The sequence below is a fragment of the Bradyrhizobium sp. SZCCHNS3052 genome (assembly GCF_032484495.1).
Classification (GTDB): Bacteria; Pseudomonadota; Alphaproteobacteria; order Rhizobiales; family Xanthobacteraceae; genus Bradyrhizobium.
Genome location: NZ_JAUETB010000003.1, coordinates 521134 through 537423, shown reverse-complemented (window position 1 = coordinate 537423; position 16290 = coordinate 521134). Strand labels below are relative to the sequence as shown.

Below are 16290 nucleotides of genomic sequence, written 5' to 3'. Positions count from 1 at the left end.
TCGGACGTCGCGCTTCGGCCGTCGACGATATCGCCCTTGGTCGCGAACTTGGTAGCTACCCGCCAAGGCATGGATGACGGCACCTTCCTCGCATTCGGCAGCACCGCTCAAATCGGCCAACGACGACACAAGTCGTCAAGGCGCGATGGTCTACGGACGAACGGCATGGTGCGGACGGCGAAGGCGTGTGGTCCTGGCCTCCGACGCTGAGGCCAAATCGGCTGTGATTATTCGCCGGCGATTCGGGCAAGACAGCCGGTCCCCGGGGAGAGGACGTATAGGGGTTAAAACCATCGTGCAGGGAGAGTTCGACGATAAAAGCCGAATGAAAACAACGTGAGAGGCACTTTTCTAGCCGCCGCCCGCTCACGATCCGCTGAGCCATCAATAGCTGTGTAAAACGCGGTCCCCCCACTTTCTTCCGATTTTCACACACCAAGTTTCTCGAGGCTTTTCGTCGTATTGTGGACTGTAGAAGCCGACCGCATTGCGCTTGTTTTCTTTCCGGTACAATCTCCTCGCGAGTGCGGGAAGGGGGATATTATGCGATTGGTCAGATTTCAGGTCACCAATTTTCGATCCGTTGTCGATAGTGGCTGGATCGACGCAGAGCGAGTTACAGCGCTCATCGGCGTCAACGAGTCGGGCAAAACCAATCTGTTGCTTCCGCTGTGGAAATTGAACCCGGCCCGTGAGGGCGAGATTAAGCCAACCTCGGATTATCCAAAGGGCAACTACGCTGCCGTGCGGGCGGCTCCAGGTTCATTTCCGTTCATACGTGCGGAATTCGCACCGAGTGACGCAATCAAGACGAAGCTGATCGAGCTTACGGGATTGGATGAGGCCTCGGTCGACCTTGTTTGCGTCCATCGATTTTTCGATGGGAGATACGCGGTTACGTTTCCGAAATTCAAGAAGGTGAATACGCTCAGCAGCGCGGACTTAGTTGCAATCCTAACGACCGCCGAAACTGAGATCACCGCAATGAACCAGCTCAACAAGGAGGGGAGCTTAAAGGCCGACATTCAAGCAGCCTTGGCGTCTACAAAACAGAGCGACGGACCAGTCTCGTCTTATAACACCAAAGCGCTACACGAGTTAATTGAACCATTCTTGGCGCTCATCCCTGATGTACCAGCGCCAACAAGCTCGATCGTGCCGCGCTTAAAACTACTGATTCAAGACCTGCAGGCCGCCGAGCAAAAATTATCGACTCCTGCGCCGAATGAAATCGATGCAGTGAAGCAACTAATCATCGAGAGCCTTCCGCGATTCGTATATTACTCGAACTACGGAAACCTCGATTCCGAAATCTACTTGCCACACGTCGTTCAAAACCTGGCACGTGAAGACCTTGGCGCAAAAGAGGCGGCAAAGGCTCGGACACTTCGGGTCCTATTCAATTTTGTCCAACTGCAGCCACAGCAGATCTTGGAGCTCGGACGCGACTTCAAAGATCCAAACCGCCAACCGAATGAGCAGGAGATTGCAGAAATCGCGACTAAGAAGCGTGAACGCACGATCTTGTTGAACTCAGCCGGAACGGATTTGACAAAGAAGTTCCGCGAATGGTGGAAGCAAGGAAATTATACATTCGAATTTCAAGCGGACGGCGACCATTTTCGGATTTGGGTGAGCGATTCAAGGCGACCTGAAAAGATCGAACTTGAAGATCGCAGCAGTGGACTACAATGGTTTCTGAGCTTCTACCTTATTTTCCTGGTGGAAAGCAGCGGTGTTCATGCCGATGCGATCTTGCTCCTGGACGAGCCAGGACTCTCCCTCCATCCGCTGGCTCAACGCGATTTGTCGACCTTCTTCGAGAGCCTTGCGTCAACTAATCAAATTTTTTACACGACACATTCACCCTTCCTCGTCGATGCTGACATGCTCGACCGCGTTCGGAAGGTCTTCGTCTCGGAGGACGGGTCAACTAAATGCTCCCCGGATTTACGGCTGGGCACCGATGATCCTCGACGAGCGGGGGCTACGTATGCGATTTACTCGGCACTCAACATGAGCCTCGCCGAAAGCATCCTATACGGCTGTCATCCGGTGATCGTGGAGGGCCCGTCGGACCAGCATTACCTAGCTCTTATAAAAACTGTCCTGATCGCGAACAAGAAGATAAGCCCAAAGCGAGAGATGGTCTTCCCGCCCTCGCACGGCGCGAACAACGCCAAGGTGATTGCGAGCATCCTTGGCGGTAAAGATGAGGTCTTGCCAAATGTATTTCTTGATGGGGACGACGCCGGCAAAAGGATGGCCCGAGATCTGCAAAATGGCTTGTATCAAAGCGCAAAAGGCAAGGTAAAAACGACGGAGAAGTATGTCATCTTCGCTAATTCAGAGATCGAAGACCTTTTCCCACAGGGCTTCCTTGTCGGAGCCATTGATCGCTGGGGACGCAAAGCAGATGTGCCATTTGCCGACGTAGTGAAGCCGGGAGAGCCTATTGTTCCGCAGATCGAGGCATGGGCGAAGGTACAAGGCGTTGCGCTTCACGATGGATGGAAGGTGGACGTGGCGCGCGAGGCCAAGAGGCGAGCCTTGGAGTCGACCAAACCTCTTTTCGATGAAGCCACCTTGGATACCTGGAAAAAGCTTTTTGAGGATCTGCAGAGCGAGAGCTAATATTCAGCTCGCGTGCTCGGCGTTTTCTCGTTCGCCCGCCCCCTTCGACCTTAGAGCTAGGATGCACCCAGATGACCGAATCTAAGGAGAAGCGAAAAGTATATCTTGCCCGTCGCGCCGAGATGCTGGCAGCGATGGTGGTCACACGCGCTCAACTCAACAAGAAGAAGAATCGGAAGGCGGCGGGTCACGAAAGACATCCCGAGGCCGACCCCGACTTGGTCGACGTTTGGGATGACGTTATCGACACCTCGCGACCGGCCACCGGCGATGAAGCGGAGGCGATCAAAAAGATCAACAAGGGATGGGTTTCGAATGCCTGGGGCCGGCTGCAGGGCAGCCCAACGCAGGGTGGCCTGCCATCGCTCGGAAAACGTCGATAATCCAGTTGAAAATCCAATGTCCTCCCTATTTTGGAACTTGTTCAAATACAGAGACGGAGAAATGAGATCTCCTCGCGAGGATTATCTCACAGAGTGCTTTGCCAATGTCTTCAATCGATTGCCACCGTCTGCGCAGCGATACCTAGTTTCGGAACTACTTATCCCGGAATCTTTGAAGCAGGCGTTCGATCAGATACTAGAAACAGCCGCACCGCTGAAGATGGAGACTCAGCATTACATCGAGGGCGGGCGGATTGACCTGGTACTTTACGCAGGCGGTCATCCATTGGTTGCGATCGAAAACAAGATCAATGCGCCCGTTTTAGACCAACAACTCGTACGATACGGACAATGGATCCGAAGCGAAGCGGCCGGTCCGATAGCGGTAGTTTGCTTTCTTACCCATCTTACCCAACCGCCGAGTGGCTTTCTTTCCGGCAGAGCATCAAGTGGCCATGCCGTTCCTCACGTCACCACGTGGGCCGGAGTCGCTGACTTGCTCATGCGTCTTTTAAGGAACAAAGAGCTGGACGCAGCAGCGATGCTGCTATGCAACGAACTAAGATATTTTTTGGAGGAGAACGATATGAGCACCGAGTACGCAGGGCGCGACGAATTTGCTGCCGCTCTCCTTTATCTCCGGGCTGGCTCCTTAATGGACCGCACATTTAGTGACATCTACTCACATATCAAATCGCTCGACGGTCATTTCAGAAGGAACGAGTCATCAAGAGAGTATAGCTTGCAATTTAGGACTGAGCTGAAGCTGATTTGGGGCTGGGCCTATTTGACGCACCCGAACTTCAACGAGCTGTTCTTTGGCTACGGCATCGCACTAGAGCCGCAGACGGTCTTCAAGGGCGGAACTATTCCCTCCTCAGATTCCGTTTTCATCTGCTTAGGCGCAGACGACAAGCGAGGCACTAGCGCGTTGCGCGCAGCAAGAGACATACCGGAGAAGCCCTGGACGTGGGCAGACATCACCGATTGGTTTGCTCTCGTCTGCTTCAAGCCTCTCCACGAATTCCTTCGGAATCCAACCGAATTCGCGCCCAAGATGATTTCGTGGATCGACGATGAGCAAGCGGACGTAGATAAGTTCGTGACCAATCTGAAATAGCGATGCGGTCCGTCTGTCCCGCCTGAACGTGGCCAGTTGTCCCGCCGGGCAAATCACCCTGTTTCGACAAAAGCTGTCAAGGTCTTCTGAAAAACATAAATCATTTCGCGCCGTGCCCAAATCAGGCTTATGATGCCTGCGTTTCGTTGCACGGCAGGGGACGTATCGCGATCGTCACGGACGTTGGCAGCGAAATGCGATGGATGCGACATGTTGCAGCGGGCGAAGCGCCTGCGGACGAACGGCATGGCGCGGACGGCGAAAGCGTGTGGTCCTGGCCTCCCGACGCTGAGGCCAAGCTGGCGGTGATGATCCGCCGGCGACGGGGGCAAGACAGCCGGTCCCCGGGGAGAGCACGTATAAGCGTTAAAACCATCGCGCAGGGAGGGCCGGATCTGTCCGGCTGAACCTGTGGTACCTGCCGCCTGCATTTTTTCCGCAGGCGGGCCACGGGCCTCAGTCGAGGTCCGGCCTTCCCTGCGCCCTCCGCTTTCGGAGGGCCAATGAACCGGCATCCCTCGGGCAATTCGGGCCGCGAGAACAGATCACCATGCCTGGAACGCTCTCGCCACAACTCCCAGCGCCGTCCCGGCACCCATTGGGCGATAGCGCACGCCTCGCGCCACCCGCGCCTGTTCACGCAGTCGTGTCACGTCCCCCGTAACGCCGGCCGGGCACCGACGTATCTTGCAGCAGAGGCCGGACCGGGCCAGTGTTTCCGGCCGGCGAGACGAGACAAGCCCCCCTCACGAGGATCCGAAGATGCGCCTCACCCGCTCCCTTTTCGTCAAGACAGCCGTGCTCGGTGCGATGGCGGCCGGCATCCTGGCCTGGCAGCCGCTGCACGCCGCCGAGCAGGCCGTTGTGATCCCGCCGCCGGCCCAGGACCAGCCGGCCTCCGACGCGCTGGAAACCGCTGTCGTCGCCGGCGGCTGCTTCTGGGGCGTCCAGGGCGTCTACCAGCACACGGCCGGCGTGGTCAGCGCGGTGTCCGGCTATGCCGGCGGCACCAAGGCCACGGCCGACTACCGCACGGTGTCGAGCGGCACGACGGGCCACGCGGAATCGGTCCAGATCAAGTACGACCCGAAGAAGATCTCCTATGGCAAGATCCTGCAGATCTTCTTTTCGGTCGTGCACGATCCGACCCAGTTGAACCGACAGGGCCCGGACTCGGGACCGCAATATCGCTCGGCGATCTTCACCACCTCGGAGGCGCAGAGGAAGGTCGCGGAGGCCTATGTCGCCCAGCTCGACAAGGCCAAGGTGTTCGGCAAGCCGATCGTCACCAAGATCGGCAAGCTCGACGCGTTCTATCCGGCCGAGGCCTATCATCAGGACTACCTGACGCTGCACCCGAGCCAGCCCTATATCGCCTATAACGACCTGCCGAAGATCGAGAATCTGAAGAAGATCTTCGCGGAGAACTATGTCGAGAAGCCGACGCTGGTCGGCGAGGCCAAGGCAACGAACTGAGGCGACGAACTAACTGGGTAACGAACTGAGGCGACGACCTGCGGCCGCGACCGAGGCCGATCAGCGCAATCACAGGGAGCGGACCAGTTCGGTCCGCCCGGAGGACAACGGGATGAGCGACACCAAGACGAGCGACAAGGTCATCAAGAGCGAGGCGGAATGGCGCGAGGAGCTGACGCCGATGCAGTACGCCGTGCTGCGCGAGAAGGCGACCGAGCGCCCGTTCTCGGGCGAATACGAGCATGAGCATCGCGCCGGGACCTATGTGTGCGCCGGCTGCGGCCAGACCCTGTTCGAGTCCGACGCCAAATTCGACTCCGGCTGCGGCTGGCCGAGCTTCACCCAGCCGGCGACGGAGAGCCACATCGACGAGGAGACCGACCATACCCACGGCATGGTCCGCACCGAGGTGCTGTGCTCGAAATGCTCCGGCCATCTCGGCCATGTCTTTCCCGACGGCCCGGGGCCGACCGGCCTGCGCTATTGCATCAACTCGGCGGCCCTGAAGCTGAAGCCGCGCTGACGTCTCCATCGGCCTCGGTTCCGTCACGGATGGTAATCGGGGCCGCTGGGCTGGCGGCCGGCGCGGCGCCGGGGGCCAAAACCGGCCACCAGGGGCGAGATTTTAGCCGTGCAGATCGGGCTCTCCTGCATTCACAAGTTGTGGATCGATTAAACCATTGAAAAAATAGGATATTTCAGTAGGCCCCGAACCAGGCCGGATTTACGATGTGAGCGTGCAGGATTCGCATTTCTGCCAAATCGGCCTATATTAGAGACCGTAACTGACTATGCAGGGCCGGGCCGCCTGGAGCGGCAAATCCCGCCCTCCACCCCCGCAATCGCTGGCGTCATTGCCAAGCTGAATGTTTTGAAAGCTCGCGTCAGCGCTTCCAGCCGACAAGAAGAGGTCTCAGACCATGCGTCCACTGCGTCCGTTCAACTTCAACACCTCTGCCGAACTGTTTCCCGCCGCCATCCGCAAGAAGAAGCGGGCGGGCTTCGCCTACCGGCGGTTCGGCACCGCGGCTGAAGCCGTGCGCTTCGCCATGGAGGAGTTGCCTGCGGATTCGCTGAATGGCGCCTACCTGCAGGTCGAGGAAGCCCGCTTCGACCAGAACGGCATCCGCACCTTGTATGAGAGCGAGGCGTTTCCGTTGCCGCGCCGGGGGGTCGACAAGGCGCAGGACGCCGATGCGGCCTGACGGCTGCCAGACCAGTCTTCAACACCCTGCCCCGCCTCGCGCGGGGCAGTTTTTTTATGGGGGTCGGTTTGCGAGGTTTTGGCCCGGTCTCGCAGCGCCTCAACGCGACTGGGTATCCAGCCACCGCCGCAGGATCTTGGCGTTGCGCATGTTGGCGCGGAACAGCACGTCGAAGGCGTCGCCCGCGACGGGGACCATGCCGATCACCCCCTCGACCGCGACATTGCCCAGCATCCGCGTAATGACGTGCCAGGGCGCGCCCAGCGCACGGGCCTCGCGCACCAGCCACAGCGACAGCGCGGTCGCGATGAGGTCGCCGACCACCGGGATCAGGCCGATGATGCCGTCGATGCCATAACGGATGTTGGTGCCGGGCAGGACGAAGGCGACGTCGAGCAGCTTCGCCACGGCCTCCAGCCGCGCGATGCGCTGCTCACGGGTCAGATTGCCGAAGGGATTGGCGGTGTTGAAATCGAAGCGCACACCGTCCGGACCGACGAAGGCGCCGTTGAACGAGGACCGGAAGGAGCCCTGCGGGATCTCACGTCCGTCCTGGTCGATGATCGGTCCGCGCGCCTCATTGGCGTCGAAGTGCGCCTGCGAGGCGCGTCCGCGGCGGGGCGAGGGAGCCATGTGGTCTTGCATACCCATGAGATGGCAACGCGCGGGGCTCGGCACAAGTTGCGTCGAACCGTCGCCTTGTCTCGCCTAGCGGCCCCGGGCGCCGGCCGGCGTCAGCCCGAAGCGGCGCCGGAAGCAGCGGTTGAAATAGGACAGGTCGTTGAAGCCGCAGGCAAACGCGATGTCGCTGATGCGGCGTCCGCCGCCGGCCAGCAGGTCCATGGCCTTGCGCAGGCGCAGCTCGTTCAGCCGGGCCGAGAAGCCGGCGCCGGCCTCATGCAGCAGGTCATTGACGTAGCGCTCGGACAGCCCGGCCGCGACGGCGAGCTTCTGCGCCGAAAAATCCGGCTCGGTGAAGCGGCTGTTCAGAATGGTCAGCAGCCCCGCCAGGCGAACGCTGCGCAGGCCGCCGCGGCCGGCCTTGCGCATCGCGTCGCCGCGCACACCGAGCCCGAGCGCCACCAGATCGAGCAGATGCTGCGCGATCGCCGGGCCGGCCTCGTCGGCCGCGGCGGGATGGGCGAGCAGCAGCTCGCTGTAATCCATCGCCAGCGACAGCGCGCCGCCCGGCGCCAATTCGCGTCCGACCAGATCATCGACACCGGAGACCATCGAGCGCAGCGTCATCATCGGCAGATGCACGTTGACGAAGCGCTTGTGGCTGGCGCCGTCGGCGCTGAAGAAAGGCTCATCGAGCTTGAGCAGCACCATTGCGCCGGGGCGCAGAACGAACTCGCGTCCGCGATGGACGACCATCGCCTCGCGGCTGCCGGCGTTGCGCGCCAGGCAATAGCGGTCGTCATTGGTCGCGAGCACTTGGCGCCGTTCGCGCCTGACACGGGTGAAGGTGCCGTCGCAGCGCCCGAGCAGGGTGGTCCCGATGTGGATCGCGTTCATTGCGGCGCGAAACGGCACGTCCTCGGCCGGATCGAGCTCACCCGTGTTGGAGAAGTGCTCGAACAATTCCGCAAAGCACAAGAAGCGCTGCCTGTCGTCGAGCCCTTTCGGCAGCATGTCGGTCGACAGCATTTTCCTGACGATGGTCATCGAAATCGGACCCGAGGCAAAGGAATTTCCAAGGCAAGGCGATCAATGTGGCAGCGGCGGGATGAACGGCCGCTGAAGTCGGCAGAGCTCATCAAGACGGGATCGGGAGCGCCGATCAGTCCAAGTCGCGCGACCGTTCATGCCGATGAGTCCAAGACAGCGGCAACGGGTTCAACTAGCGATGCCGATGGACGCACGCGGACATGCGTTGCGGCCTGCACCCTCCAAGTCGAACAGCCATGAGTACGAGGAGAGATTGAAATGACCATGTCTTCCGCGGCCCGCAAGCTCGGCCTCGGCGCCGCCCTCGCGGGTTGCATCGGGATCGGCTACGCGCTCGGCGCGCAGCCGCACATGACCGCGACTATCACCATGCTGCAATCGGCGCGGGCCGAGCTGGCTCAGGCGACACCGAACAAGGGCGGCCATCGCGAGCGCGCGCTGGGGCTGATCGATCAGGCCATCACCGAGGTGCGTGCCGGCATCGCCTTCGCTGCCGGCGGCTGACCCTTTCGCAAATCACACCAGGGAGACCATCGATGCGAACCATCCTCACCAGCGCGCTCCTGTTGGGAGTTCTCACCGTCGGCGCATCTGCGATGCCGCTGGCTCCGATCAACGCCGGATCCAAGCCTGAGGTGATCCAGGTCGCCGGCGGCTGCGGCCCGGGCTGGCACCGCGGTCCCTATGGCGGATGCCTACGCAACTACGCCAATCCGGCGGCGCACGCCTGCCCGCGCGGCTTTCACATCGGCCCCGGCGGCCGCTGCCGCGGCAACGGCAGGTAGGGCTGATCGGCTCGTGCGATCGGCTTACGCAGTCGGCGGCTCAGTAACGACCGCCGGCTGCGGCTCCTCAACGAATCTGTGCACCAGCCACGATGACACCGTCGCCGGGATGAAGCCGACCAGCCCGTACAGGATCCACTGCACGATGCCGTATTCGGAGCCATGCGAGGCGTAGTTGAAGGCCGCGAGCAGGAAGGCGATGCCGCCCACCAGCAGCATCCGCAACGTCGGCCCGATGCGCCTGACGTGGAACAGGATGTCGTCGATCGCGCACATCATCAGCGCCGGCAAGAAGCCGAACAGGTAGCTGTATTGCAGCGAGGTGACGAAGACCTTGAACAGCTTGGCCACTTCGCCCGGATTGGTGTTGGTCCAATAACCGGACATGTAGGTCGTGACCAGGAGCAGCGCGAAGCCGCCCAGCGCCGGGCCTACGGCAACGAAGATGAGATATCGCTTCATGCCCAATCTCCTGCCTCGGCGATTCGCCGAACGCGCGAGGCGCGTGCGGCCTGCTCAGTCACCCCACAGCGCGAAGGCGTCGTTGAACGCGCGCTCGCCCGGCGCGCCCTTCTCGATCGCGATGATGGCCCGGCGCTGATTGGTGTAGACCAAGGGAACGTCGAACCAGGAGCGCTCCTTCAGGAGCTGCACGTTGCGGGTCCGGTCGGCGTCGACGTTGGACAGGCCGACCAGGAAGAAGCCGTCGGTGACCTTCACCGCAAGGCCCGCCAGCGGCGTTCCGCGCGACTGCTCGTTGGACTTCATCAGGATGCCCGGCACGTTGCCGACGCCGCCGCCCGAGAAGTCCTGCGGCAGGATGAAGGTGAGCTCGGCGGTGTGGCTCGCCGGCAGCGACGTGTCGGTGTTGCGGCGGAACGACATCGTCATCTTGAACTTGCGATCGGGAATCTCGATGTCGGCGCGCACCGCGATATCAGCCTTCTGCGTGCCCGTCGCCTTGATCTGCTCGGTACGCCAGACCACCGAGCCGATGTACTGCTTGCCCTTCGGATCGGCGGGATCCTCGTCATACAGCACGACGCGCTGTGCGACCGGCGCGATCTGGTCCGAGGACGGCGACTGGCCGACGCGGTCGGTGATCTTCGGCTTGCTCAGCGGCGCGCCGGTGTCCTTGGGCGCCTCGACCGTCGAGGACGATTTGAACAGGCCGTTGACCATCCCGACCAGCGGCCGGCCCCACAGAATTCCGGCGCCGATCAGGATCAGCACGATCCCGGCGGCGATGGCGGCCTTGAACGGAAAGGTCGAGCCGCTGCGCTCCGGCTTCTTCTTGCCCTCGCGATCCGGAGCGGCGCCACGCTGGCGGGTCGAGGTGGCCGGCAGCGCGTAGCGCTCGGCCTCCTGGACCGACTCGTCATAGGAGTACGGCGCCTCGGGCAGCGGCGGCCGGTCATCGTCGTCGCCCTCGAGCCGATCGAGATCGGTGGCCGGAACGTTGGCGTAGGTCTTGCGCGCCGCGCGGTTGGCCTGCGCGGTGGCCTTGCCGAGATCGTCGACATCAGCGGTGATGTCGCGGAAGCCGCGCATGGCGGGCGGCGTTGCCGGATTGCCGTTGTCCTGAGCACCGCGGCGGGCGGCAGCCGGACGTTCGCGCACGGGAGGCGCCGCCCCATCCTGTGGAGGCGTTTGAGGCGGCTGGGGCCGCGGTGGCACAGCTGGTGCGCCAGCGGCAGCCGGCGGCGCTTCCGGTCGCGGATTGCGCGCCGGACGCAGCTCGGCCGTCTCGGCGCCGAGCGGCGGCCGCTCGGCCCGGGCAGCAGCCGGGCCCGCCGGTCGTGGCCGGGGGGCGGCAGTGGCGGCCTGGTCTGGAGTCGGAGTGGGCTGAGCCGAGGGAGGTGCCGGAGCATCCGAATTGCGCGCACCGGCCCGCCGGAGCGCATCGCCTGGGCGGGCAGCGCCACTGGACGCCCGCTGCGCCTCGCGGGCACGCTGGGCTGCTTCCGCCTCGACCTTGCGAACGGCCTCCTCGAGCGACAGCCGCTCGCGCGTGATCTCGGACTCGCTGAGCGGCGGCTGGACGCTGCGCAACTGTGCGATCAACGCCGCCCGCGCCCGCTCGTAAAGCGCACGCCGGCTTTCCCCGGGAGCGTTGGGGTCCAATCCGGCAATGGCACGGGCTATCAGCGGGTAGTAGTCGGCCATATCAACTCAATTCGCGCGCTCAGCTGTCGGGTCCCGTCACGCCTCGAAGGGATTCTGGACCAGAATAGTATCCTCGCGTTCGGGGCTGGTGGAAAGCAGCGCGATCGGGCAACCCACCAGTTCCTCGATGCGCCGGACGTATTTGATGGCCTGTGCCGGCAGATCGGCCCAGGAGCGCGCGTTCGCCGTCGGCTGTTTCCAGCCTTCGATCGTCTCGTAGATCGGTTCGACCCTGGACTGCGCGCCCTCACCTGCCGGGAAATGATCGATCTCCTTGCCGTCCAGCCTGTAGCCGGTGCAGACATCGATGGTGTCGAAACCATCGAGAATGTCCAGCTTGGTCAGCGCAAGACCGTTAATGCCGCAGGTCCGGACCGCCTGACGGACCAGGACCGCATCGAACCAGCCGCAACGACGCGGCCGGCCGGTATTCGTTCCGAATTCGCGGCCACGCTCGCCGATCTTGCGGCCGGTCTCGTTGTCCTGCTCGGTCGGAAACGGCCCCTGCCCGACCCGGGTCGTGTAGGCCTTGCACAGGCCGAGCACGTAGCCGATCGCGCCCGGCCCGAGGCCGGCGCCGGTGGCCGCCTGCGCCGCCACCGTGTTGGACGAGGTCACGTAGGGATAGGTGCCGTGGTCCACGTCGAGCAGCGCACCCTGCGCGCCCTCGAACAGCATGCGCTTGCCTTCGCGGCGCTTGATGTCGAGCAGCCGCCAGACCGTCTCCGCATAGGGCAGCAGCTTCGGCGCGAAGGCGGTCAGCTCGCGCAGGATCTGCTGGCCGTCGATCGGCTCGAGGCCGAGGCCGCGGCGGAGCGCATTATGGTGCGCGAGCAGGCGGTCGATCTTGTGCGGCAGCGTATCGAGATCGGCGAGGTCCATCAGCCGGATCGCGCGCCGGCCGACCTTGTCCTCATAGGCCGGGCCGATGCCGCGGCGGGTGGTGCCGATCGCGGTCGCCGCGCTCGCGGATTCCCGCAGCGCGTCGAGTTCACGGTGCAGCGGCAGGATCAGCGTGACGTTCTCGGCAACGCGCAGATTGTCCGGGCTGATGGCGACGCCCTGCGACTGGAGCTTGCCGACCTCGTCCAGGAAGGCCTGCGGATCGAACACGACGCCATTGCCGATCACCGACAGCTTGCCGGTGCGCAGCACGCCCGACGGCAGCAGCGCCAGCTTGTACGTCGCGCCGTTGATGACAAGCGTATGACCGGCGTTGTGGCCGCCCTGGAAGCGAACGACGATGTCGGCCTGCTCCGACAGCCAGTCGACGATCTTGCCCTTCCCCTCGTCACCCCATTGGGCGCCGACGACGACGACGTTAGCCATTCGCAGCTCTTTCCTCTGCCAAGATCCAAAACAGCACGATCGGTTCGGACGAAATCGCTTCCGATGAGGGGCCAGCCTGGCCAACCATGCGCCCAGCCCAAATCGCGGCCAGGACCGCTCGCTTGCGAGGCGACCCACCGGATAAAGGAAGCCGCCGGGCTAGGCAAGCGAGAACGGGCCTTCGGAGCACACAAGAGCGCCACCAAGCCTTTGATAAGCCCCAAAATTTCAAGCCGCCCCGGCTGCGGATCGGGCGACCCGGCCGTGCGCTTCTGGCGGCGCATCGACCCGGGCAGTTCCATTAAGCCTCCGAACGGCGGCGAATCTACGATCGAAGCGGCCCGCCCTCAGCTCTGGATGCGGCCGTCGACAACCTCGATGATGCGATCGCAGCGCCGGGCCAGATCAAGGTTGTGGGTGACGAGCAGGAAGCTCGTGCCGACCTCCCGATTGACGTCGCGCATCAGGCCAAAGACCGCTTCGGCAGACTTGGTGTCGAGGTTGCCGGTCGGCTCGTCCGCCAGAACCAGATCGGGGTTCATCGCCAGCGCCCGCGCCACCGCGACCCGCTGCTGCTGGCCGCCCGACATGTTGCTCGCGAGATGGTCGGCGAATTTCGCCAGCCCAACCTGGTCGAGCAGCTTCGACGCCTGCGCCTCGATCTCGGGGCCCGGGAAGCCGCGATCGACCAGCAGCGGCATCATCACGTTCTCCTTGGCCGTGAAGGCAGAGATCAGGAGATGAGACTGAAAGATGAAACCGATGGTATGGCCGCGCAGATGGGTGAGCTCGGTATCACTGAGCGACGCAGTATCCTGGCCCTTGATCGTCAACCGGCCGGAGGTCGGCCGGTCCAAGAGACCGACGATGTTCAGCAGAGTGCTCTTGCCGGAGCCGGACGGACCGATCAGCGCGACGAACTCGCCGCGGTCGACCTCGATGTCGATGTCGTGCAGCACCTCGGTCTCGGTCGGCAGCCCGACATTGTAGGCCTTGCAGACCTTCTCCAGTCGCAGCAGGACCTCAGCCACGGATCGCCACCACCGGATCGAGCTTGGCCGCGCGCAGCGCCGGCGCGGTCGCGGCGAGCAGGCCCGTCACCGTCGCGAGCAGGGCCGTGATGAGAAACAATCGGCGTTCGAGGATCAACGGAAACAACTCCGAGCCATCGGCCTGGCGCTGCACCGCATGCCAATAGATCAGCGCACCCGCGCCCATTGCCGCGCCGAACAGCGAGCCGACGAAGCCGAGCAGCCCGCCCTGCAGCAGGAACACGCGCAAGATCTGTCCGCGCGAGGTGCCCATCGCACGCAGGATCCCGATCTCCTTGGAGCGCTGGATCACCGAGACGATCAGCACGGCCGCGATGCCGAACGCGACCGAGAGCGCGACGAAGACGCGGATCAGCGTGTTGGATGTCGCCTGCGCGCGCACCGCCGTGAAGAACTGCGCGTTGGTCTTGATCCAACTGTCGGCCTTGACGCGATTGGCGGCCTGGATGCGCTGCGCAATGTCCTCAGCGGCATAGATGTCCCGTACGGTGATGTCGATCGTGGTGACGCCGCCGACCATGCCGAGCAGCGACTGCGCCGTGCGCAGCGCGACATAGGCGGAGCGCTGATTGGCGCCCTTGCTGCCGAGATCGACGAGACCAGTCACGATCAGCACGCGGTTGGCGCCGGATGCCGCCTGAACATTGAGCTTGTCGCCGACGATCGCGCCGAGATCCCTGGCGAGCTCGGTACCTATGATGATGTCCTCGCTGGTCAGCCGCGGCTCGCCGGCGACGATGTAGTCCGGCACGCGCACGATTGTGAAGTAGCTCTCCGGCTCGATGCCGGACAGCGTCACGGCGCGGCTGGCGTCGCCGCGAATGGCGAGGGCGGAGCCGGAGATGGTCGGCGACACCGCCGATATCTCCGGCATCGCCAGCATCTGATTGCGGATCTTCGGCCATTGATCGATCGAGATCACGCGCTGGCTCGGACGCTGCACGATGGCATCCTCGATCACGCCATTGTCGTTGCGCAGGGGACGCGCAACCTGATCCGGCGTCAGCAGTTGGATCTGCGGCTGCGAGGTCAGCACCCGCTTGATGAAATTGGCTTCGAGGCCGGCCAGCATCGCCGACATGAACACGATGACGCCGACGCCGATCGCGATGCCGCCGATGATGAACAAGGTCTGCAGCCGGCCCTCGCGCAGGAAACGCACCGCCGCGATCCACTCGAAGGGCAGCCAGCGGTTCACGGCAGCACCGGGCGGAAGCGCTGGCCGGTCAGGATGCCGGAACTCTGGGGCACGGCGATGTCACCGGCGTTCAAGCCGTCGACGATCTCGACATGGCTGTTGCCGCGGATGCCGACGCGCACCGGCTGCTTGGCGGCGCGGCCATCCTTCACCCCGAGCACCCAGGGCTGTCCCGAGGTGATATCGTGAACCGAGCGCACCGGCAGCTCCAGCGTATCCTTGCGGGAGGCGACCTCGATGTCGACAGACACCGTCATGTCCTGGCGCAGATAGTCGGGCGGGTCCTTGACGATCAGCTTGACCTGGACGGACGCGCGGGAAATATCGATGCCGGGATTGATGTAGCTGACCACAGCGGGGAAGCGCCTGTCGGGGTAGGCATCGGCCGACGCGAGCGCCGTCTGGCCGAGCGCCAGCTTGCCGAGATTGCGCTCGTCGATCTGCAGGACGAGCTGGAGATCGCCGGCAGGCGCCAGGACGAGCAGCGTCTTGCCGGGCTGCGCCACGGTGCCGCGCTCGACACTGCGCGTGATCAGCACGCCGTCGCGCGGCGCCGAGATCGTCGCATAGCCGAGACGCGACTGCGCCGTGTCGAGATTGGCGCGCGCCTGGTTCAGCTGCGTCTCGGCCATGACGTAGTCGCTGCCGCCGGGGCTCGCCGTGAAGACCTGGAATTCGGCGGCACGCTTCTGGGCCAGCGCAACGTCGAGCGTCTTCTGGGCCTCGTCGAGCGCCGCGCGCGTGGCATAGCCGTTGCCGGTCAGCTGCGACGTCCGGTCATAGGTCTGCTGAGCATTGAGCAAGGTCGCCTGCACCTGGCGCAAAGCCTCCTTCGCCGACGGCAAGGTCAGCTCGGCGAGCTGGCGCATCCGCGCCTCGGCCTGCGCCACCTGCCCTTGTGCCTGCACCACCGCAGCCTTCAGCTCGCGCGACTCCAGCGAGATCAGCGGCTGGCCCTTGGTGACGTGCTGGCCTTCCAGCACCAGCACCTCCTCGACGGTGCCGGTGATCTGGCTGCCGATCTCGACGCGGAACGGCGTCTCGACGTGACCGCTGGCAACGACGGTCTCGACGAGGTCGCCGCGCCGGACCTGATCGACCATGATGGCAGGCCCAAGCATGACCCGGACGCTTTGCCAGCCGCCAAGGCCGAGCAGCACGATGATGGCGAGAGCGAACCAGCGATGCGCCCAGACCGCCGCTAGGACGGTCGGACCAACGGCGGCTTTCGTAGGGGACGGGAGAGCTGCGGCATGATCGGCCATAGTCGT

General features: G+C 63.4%; 16 protein-coding genes. 8 read left to right on the top strand and 8 right to left on the bottom strand.

Annotation, left to right across the window (positions count from 1 at the left end; genetic code table 11):
* The first annotated feature begins 543 nt into the window (after positions 1-543).
* From QX073_RS14035 to QX073_RS14010, 6 genes are all read left to right on the top strand, one after another.
* The gene (locus tag QX073_RS14035) at positions 544-2634 is read left to right on the top strand and encodes an AAA family ATPase (protein ID WP_316169314.1); all 2091 of its coding nucleotides are present in this window, start codon (positions 544-546) and stop codon (positions 2632-2634) included.
* A gap of 71 nt (positions 2635-2705) precedes the next feature.
* On the top strand, positions 2706-3017 hold the full coding sequence (locus tag QX073_RS14030; protein ID WP_316169315.1) for a hypothetical protein: 312 nt from the start codon (positions 2706-2708) through the stop codon (positions 3015-3017).
* 61 nt (positions 3018-3078) lie between these two features.
* Positions 3079-4137, top strand: coding sequence for a PD-(D/E)XK nuclease family protein (locus QX073_RS14025; protein WP_316225898.1), 1059 nt, complete (start codon positions 3079-3081; stop codon positions 4135-4137).
* 762 nt (positions 4138-4899) lie between these two features.
* Entirely contained in the window at positions 4900-5613 is a 714-nt protein-coding gene (gene msrA, locus QX073_RS14020) for a peptide-methionine (S)-S-oxide reductase MsrA (protein WP_316225897.1), read from the top strand.
* A 112-nt stretch (positions 5614-5725) separates the two neighbouring features.
* On the top strand, positions 5726-6136 hold the full coding sequence (gene msrB, locus QX073_RS14015; RefSeq protein ID WP_315750087.1) for a peptide-methionine (R)-S-oxide reductase MsrB: 411 nt from the start codon (positions 5726-5728) through the stop codon (positions 6134-6136).
* A 397-nt stretch (positions 6137-6533) separates the two neighbouring features.
* The gene (locus QX073_RS14010) at positions 6534-6818 is read left to right on the top strand and encodes a hypothetical protein (protein ID WP_315714146.1); all 285 of its coding nucleotides are present in this window, start codon (positions 6534-6536) and stop codon (positions 6816-6818) included.
* Between the two features lie 99 nt (positions 6819-6917).
* Here QX073_RS14010 and QX073_RS14005 read toward each other — a convergent pair whose 3' ends face one another.
* Together QX073_RS14005 and QX073_RS14000 are read right to left on the bottom strand one after the other, a co-directional pair.
* Entirely contained in the window at positions 6918-7451 is a 534-nt protein-coding gene (locus tag QX073_RS14005) for a DUF4112 domain-containing protein (RefSeq protein WP_315750086.1), read from the bottom strand.
* A gap of 75 nt (positions 7452-7526) precedes the next feature.
* The gene (locus QX073_RS14000) at positions 7527-8486 is read right to left on the bottom strand and encodes an AraC family transcriptional regulator (protein WP_316225896.1); all 960 of its coding nucleotides are present in this window, start codon (positions 8484-8486) and stop codon (positions 7527-7529) included.
* Positions 8487-8747: 261 nt separating this feature from the next.
* Here QX073_RS14000 and QX073_RS13995 point away from each other — a divergent pair, with 261 nt between their 5' ends.
* Both QX073_RS13995 and QX073_RS13990 read left to right on the top strand, forming a co-directional pair.
* The gene (locus QX073_RS13995) at positions 8748-8993 is read left to right on the top strand and encodes a hypothetical protein (protein WP_316203648.1); all 246 of its coding nucleotides are present in this window, start codon (positions 8748-8750) and stop codon (positions 8991-8993) included.
* Between the two features lie 32 nt (positions 8994-9025).
* Positions 9026-9274, top strand: coding sequence for a GCG_CRPN prefix-to-repeats domain-containing protein (locus QX073_RS13990; RefSeq protein WP_316225895.1), 249 nt, complete (start codon positions 9026-9028; stop codon positions 9272-9274).
* Positions 9275-9298: 24 nt separating this feature from the next.
* Here the strand turns inward: QX073_RS13990 and QX073_RS13985 are convergent, their stop codons facing one another.
* The 6 genes from QX073_RS13985 to QX073_RS13960 all read right to left on the bottom strand — a co-directional run bounded on the left by QX073_RS13985 (position 9299) and on the right by QX073_RS13960 (position 16284).
* A complete protein-coding gene (locus QX073_RS13985) occupies positions 9299-9736 on the bottom strand; it encodes a DUF5413 family protein (RefSeq protein WP_315714141.1) in 438 nt (145 codons plus the stop codon).
* 54 nt (positions 9737-9790) lie between these two features.
* The gene (locus tag QX073_RS13980) at positions 9791-11440 is read right to left on the bottom strand and encodes a hypothetical protein (RefSeq protein ID WP_316203649.1); all 1650 of its coding nucleotides are present in this window, start codon (positions 11438-11440) and stop codon (positions 9791-9793) included.
* Positions 11441-11476: 36 nt separating this feature from the next.
* Positions 11477-12769 carry an adenylosuccinate synthase gene (locus QX073_RS13975; RefSeq protein WP_315714139.1) on the bottom strand — a complete coding sequence of 431 codons (1293 nt, stop codon included), beginning with the start codon at positions 12767-12769 and terminating at the stop codon, positions 11477-11479.
* A 347-nt stretch (positions 12770-13116) separates the two neighbouring features.
* Entirely contained in the window at positions 13117-13800 is a 684-nt protein-coding gene (locus QX073_RS13970; RefSeq protein ID WP_315714138.1) for an ABC transporter ATP-binding protein, read from the bottom strand.
* Positions 13793-15019 (bottom strand): ABC transporter permease, encoded by a 1227-nt coding sequence (locus QX073_RS13965; protein ID WP_315750080.1) that lies wholly within the window; start codon positions 15017-15019, stop codon positions 13793-13795. Before QX073_RS13965 ends, QX073_RS13970 begins: the two co-directional genes overlap by 8 nt.
* Entirely contained in the window at positions 15016-16284 is a 1269-nt protein-coding gene (locus tag QX073_RS13960) for an efflux RND transporter periplasmic adaptor subunit (RefSeq protein WP_316225963.1), read from the bottom strand. The genes QX073_RS13965 and QX073_RS13960 overlap by 4 nt, the downstream gene beginning before the upstream one ends.
* Positions 16285-16290: the final 6 nt, after the last annotated feature.

What these genes read in the sequence shown, in the direction of transcription:
- QX073_RS14035 (WP_316169314.1), top strand. Translation starts at nt 544, where the DNA reads ATGCGATTGGTCAGATTTCAGGTCACCAATTTTCGATCCGTTGTCGAT.
- QX073_RS14030 (WP_316169315.1), top strand. Translation starts at nt 2,706, where the DNA reads ATGACCGAATCTAAGGAGAAGCGAAAAGTATATCTTGCCCGTCGCGCC.
- QX073_RS14025 (WP_316225898.1), top strand. Translation starts at nt 3,079, where the DNA reads ATGAGATCTCCTCGCGAGGATTATCTCACAGAGTGCTTTGCCAATGTC.
- msrA (WP_316225897.1), top strand. Translation starts at nt 4,900, where the DNA reads ATGCGCCTCACCCGCTCCCTTTTCGTCAAGACAGCCGTGCTCGGTGCG.
- msrB (WP_315750087.1), top strand. Translation starts at nt 5,726, where the DNA reads ATGAGCGACACCAAGACGAGCGACAAGGTCATCAAGAGCGAGGCGGAA.
- QX073_RS14010 (WP_315714146.1), top strand. Translation starts at nt 6,534, where the DNA reads ATGCGTCCACTGCGTCCGTTCAACTTCAACACCTCTGCCGAACTGTTT.
- QX073_RS14005 (WP_315750086.1), bottom strand. Translation starts at nt 7,451, where the DNA reads ATGGCTCCCTCGCCCCGCCGCGGACGCGCCTCGCAGGCGCACTTCGAC.
- QX073_RS14000 (WP_316225896.1), bottom strand. Translation starts at nt 8,486, where the DNA reads ATGACCATCGTCAGGAAAATGCTGTCGACCGACATGCTGCCGAAAGGG.
- QX073_RS13995 (WP_316203648.1), top strand. Translation starts at nt 8,748, where the DNA reads ATGACCATGTCTTCCGCGGCCCGCAAGCTCGGCCTCGGCGCCGCCCTC.
- QX073_RS13990 (WP_316225895.1), top strand. Translation starts at nt 9,026, where the DNA reads ATGCGAACCATCCTCACCAGCGCGCTCCTGTTGGGAGTTCTCACCGTC.
- QX073_RS13985 (WP_315714141.1), bottom strand. Translation starts at nt 9,736, where the DNA reads ATGAAGCGATATCTCATCTTCGTTGCCGTAGGCCCGGCGCTGGGCGGC.
- QX073_RS13980 (WP_316203649.1), bottom strand. Translation starts at nt 11,440, where the DNA reads ATGGCCGACTACTACCCGCTGATAGCCCGTGCCATTGCCGGATTGGAC.
- QX073_RS13975 (WP_315714139.1), bottom strand. Translation starts at nt 12,769, where the DNA reads ATGGCTAACGTCGTCGTCGTCGGCGCCCAATGGGGTGACGAGGGGAAG.
- QX073_RS13960 (WP_316225963.1), bottom strand. Translation starts at nt 16,284, where the DNA reads ATGGCCGATCATGCCGCAGCTCTCCCGTCCCCTACGAAAGCCGCCGTT.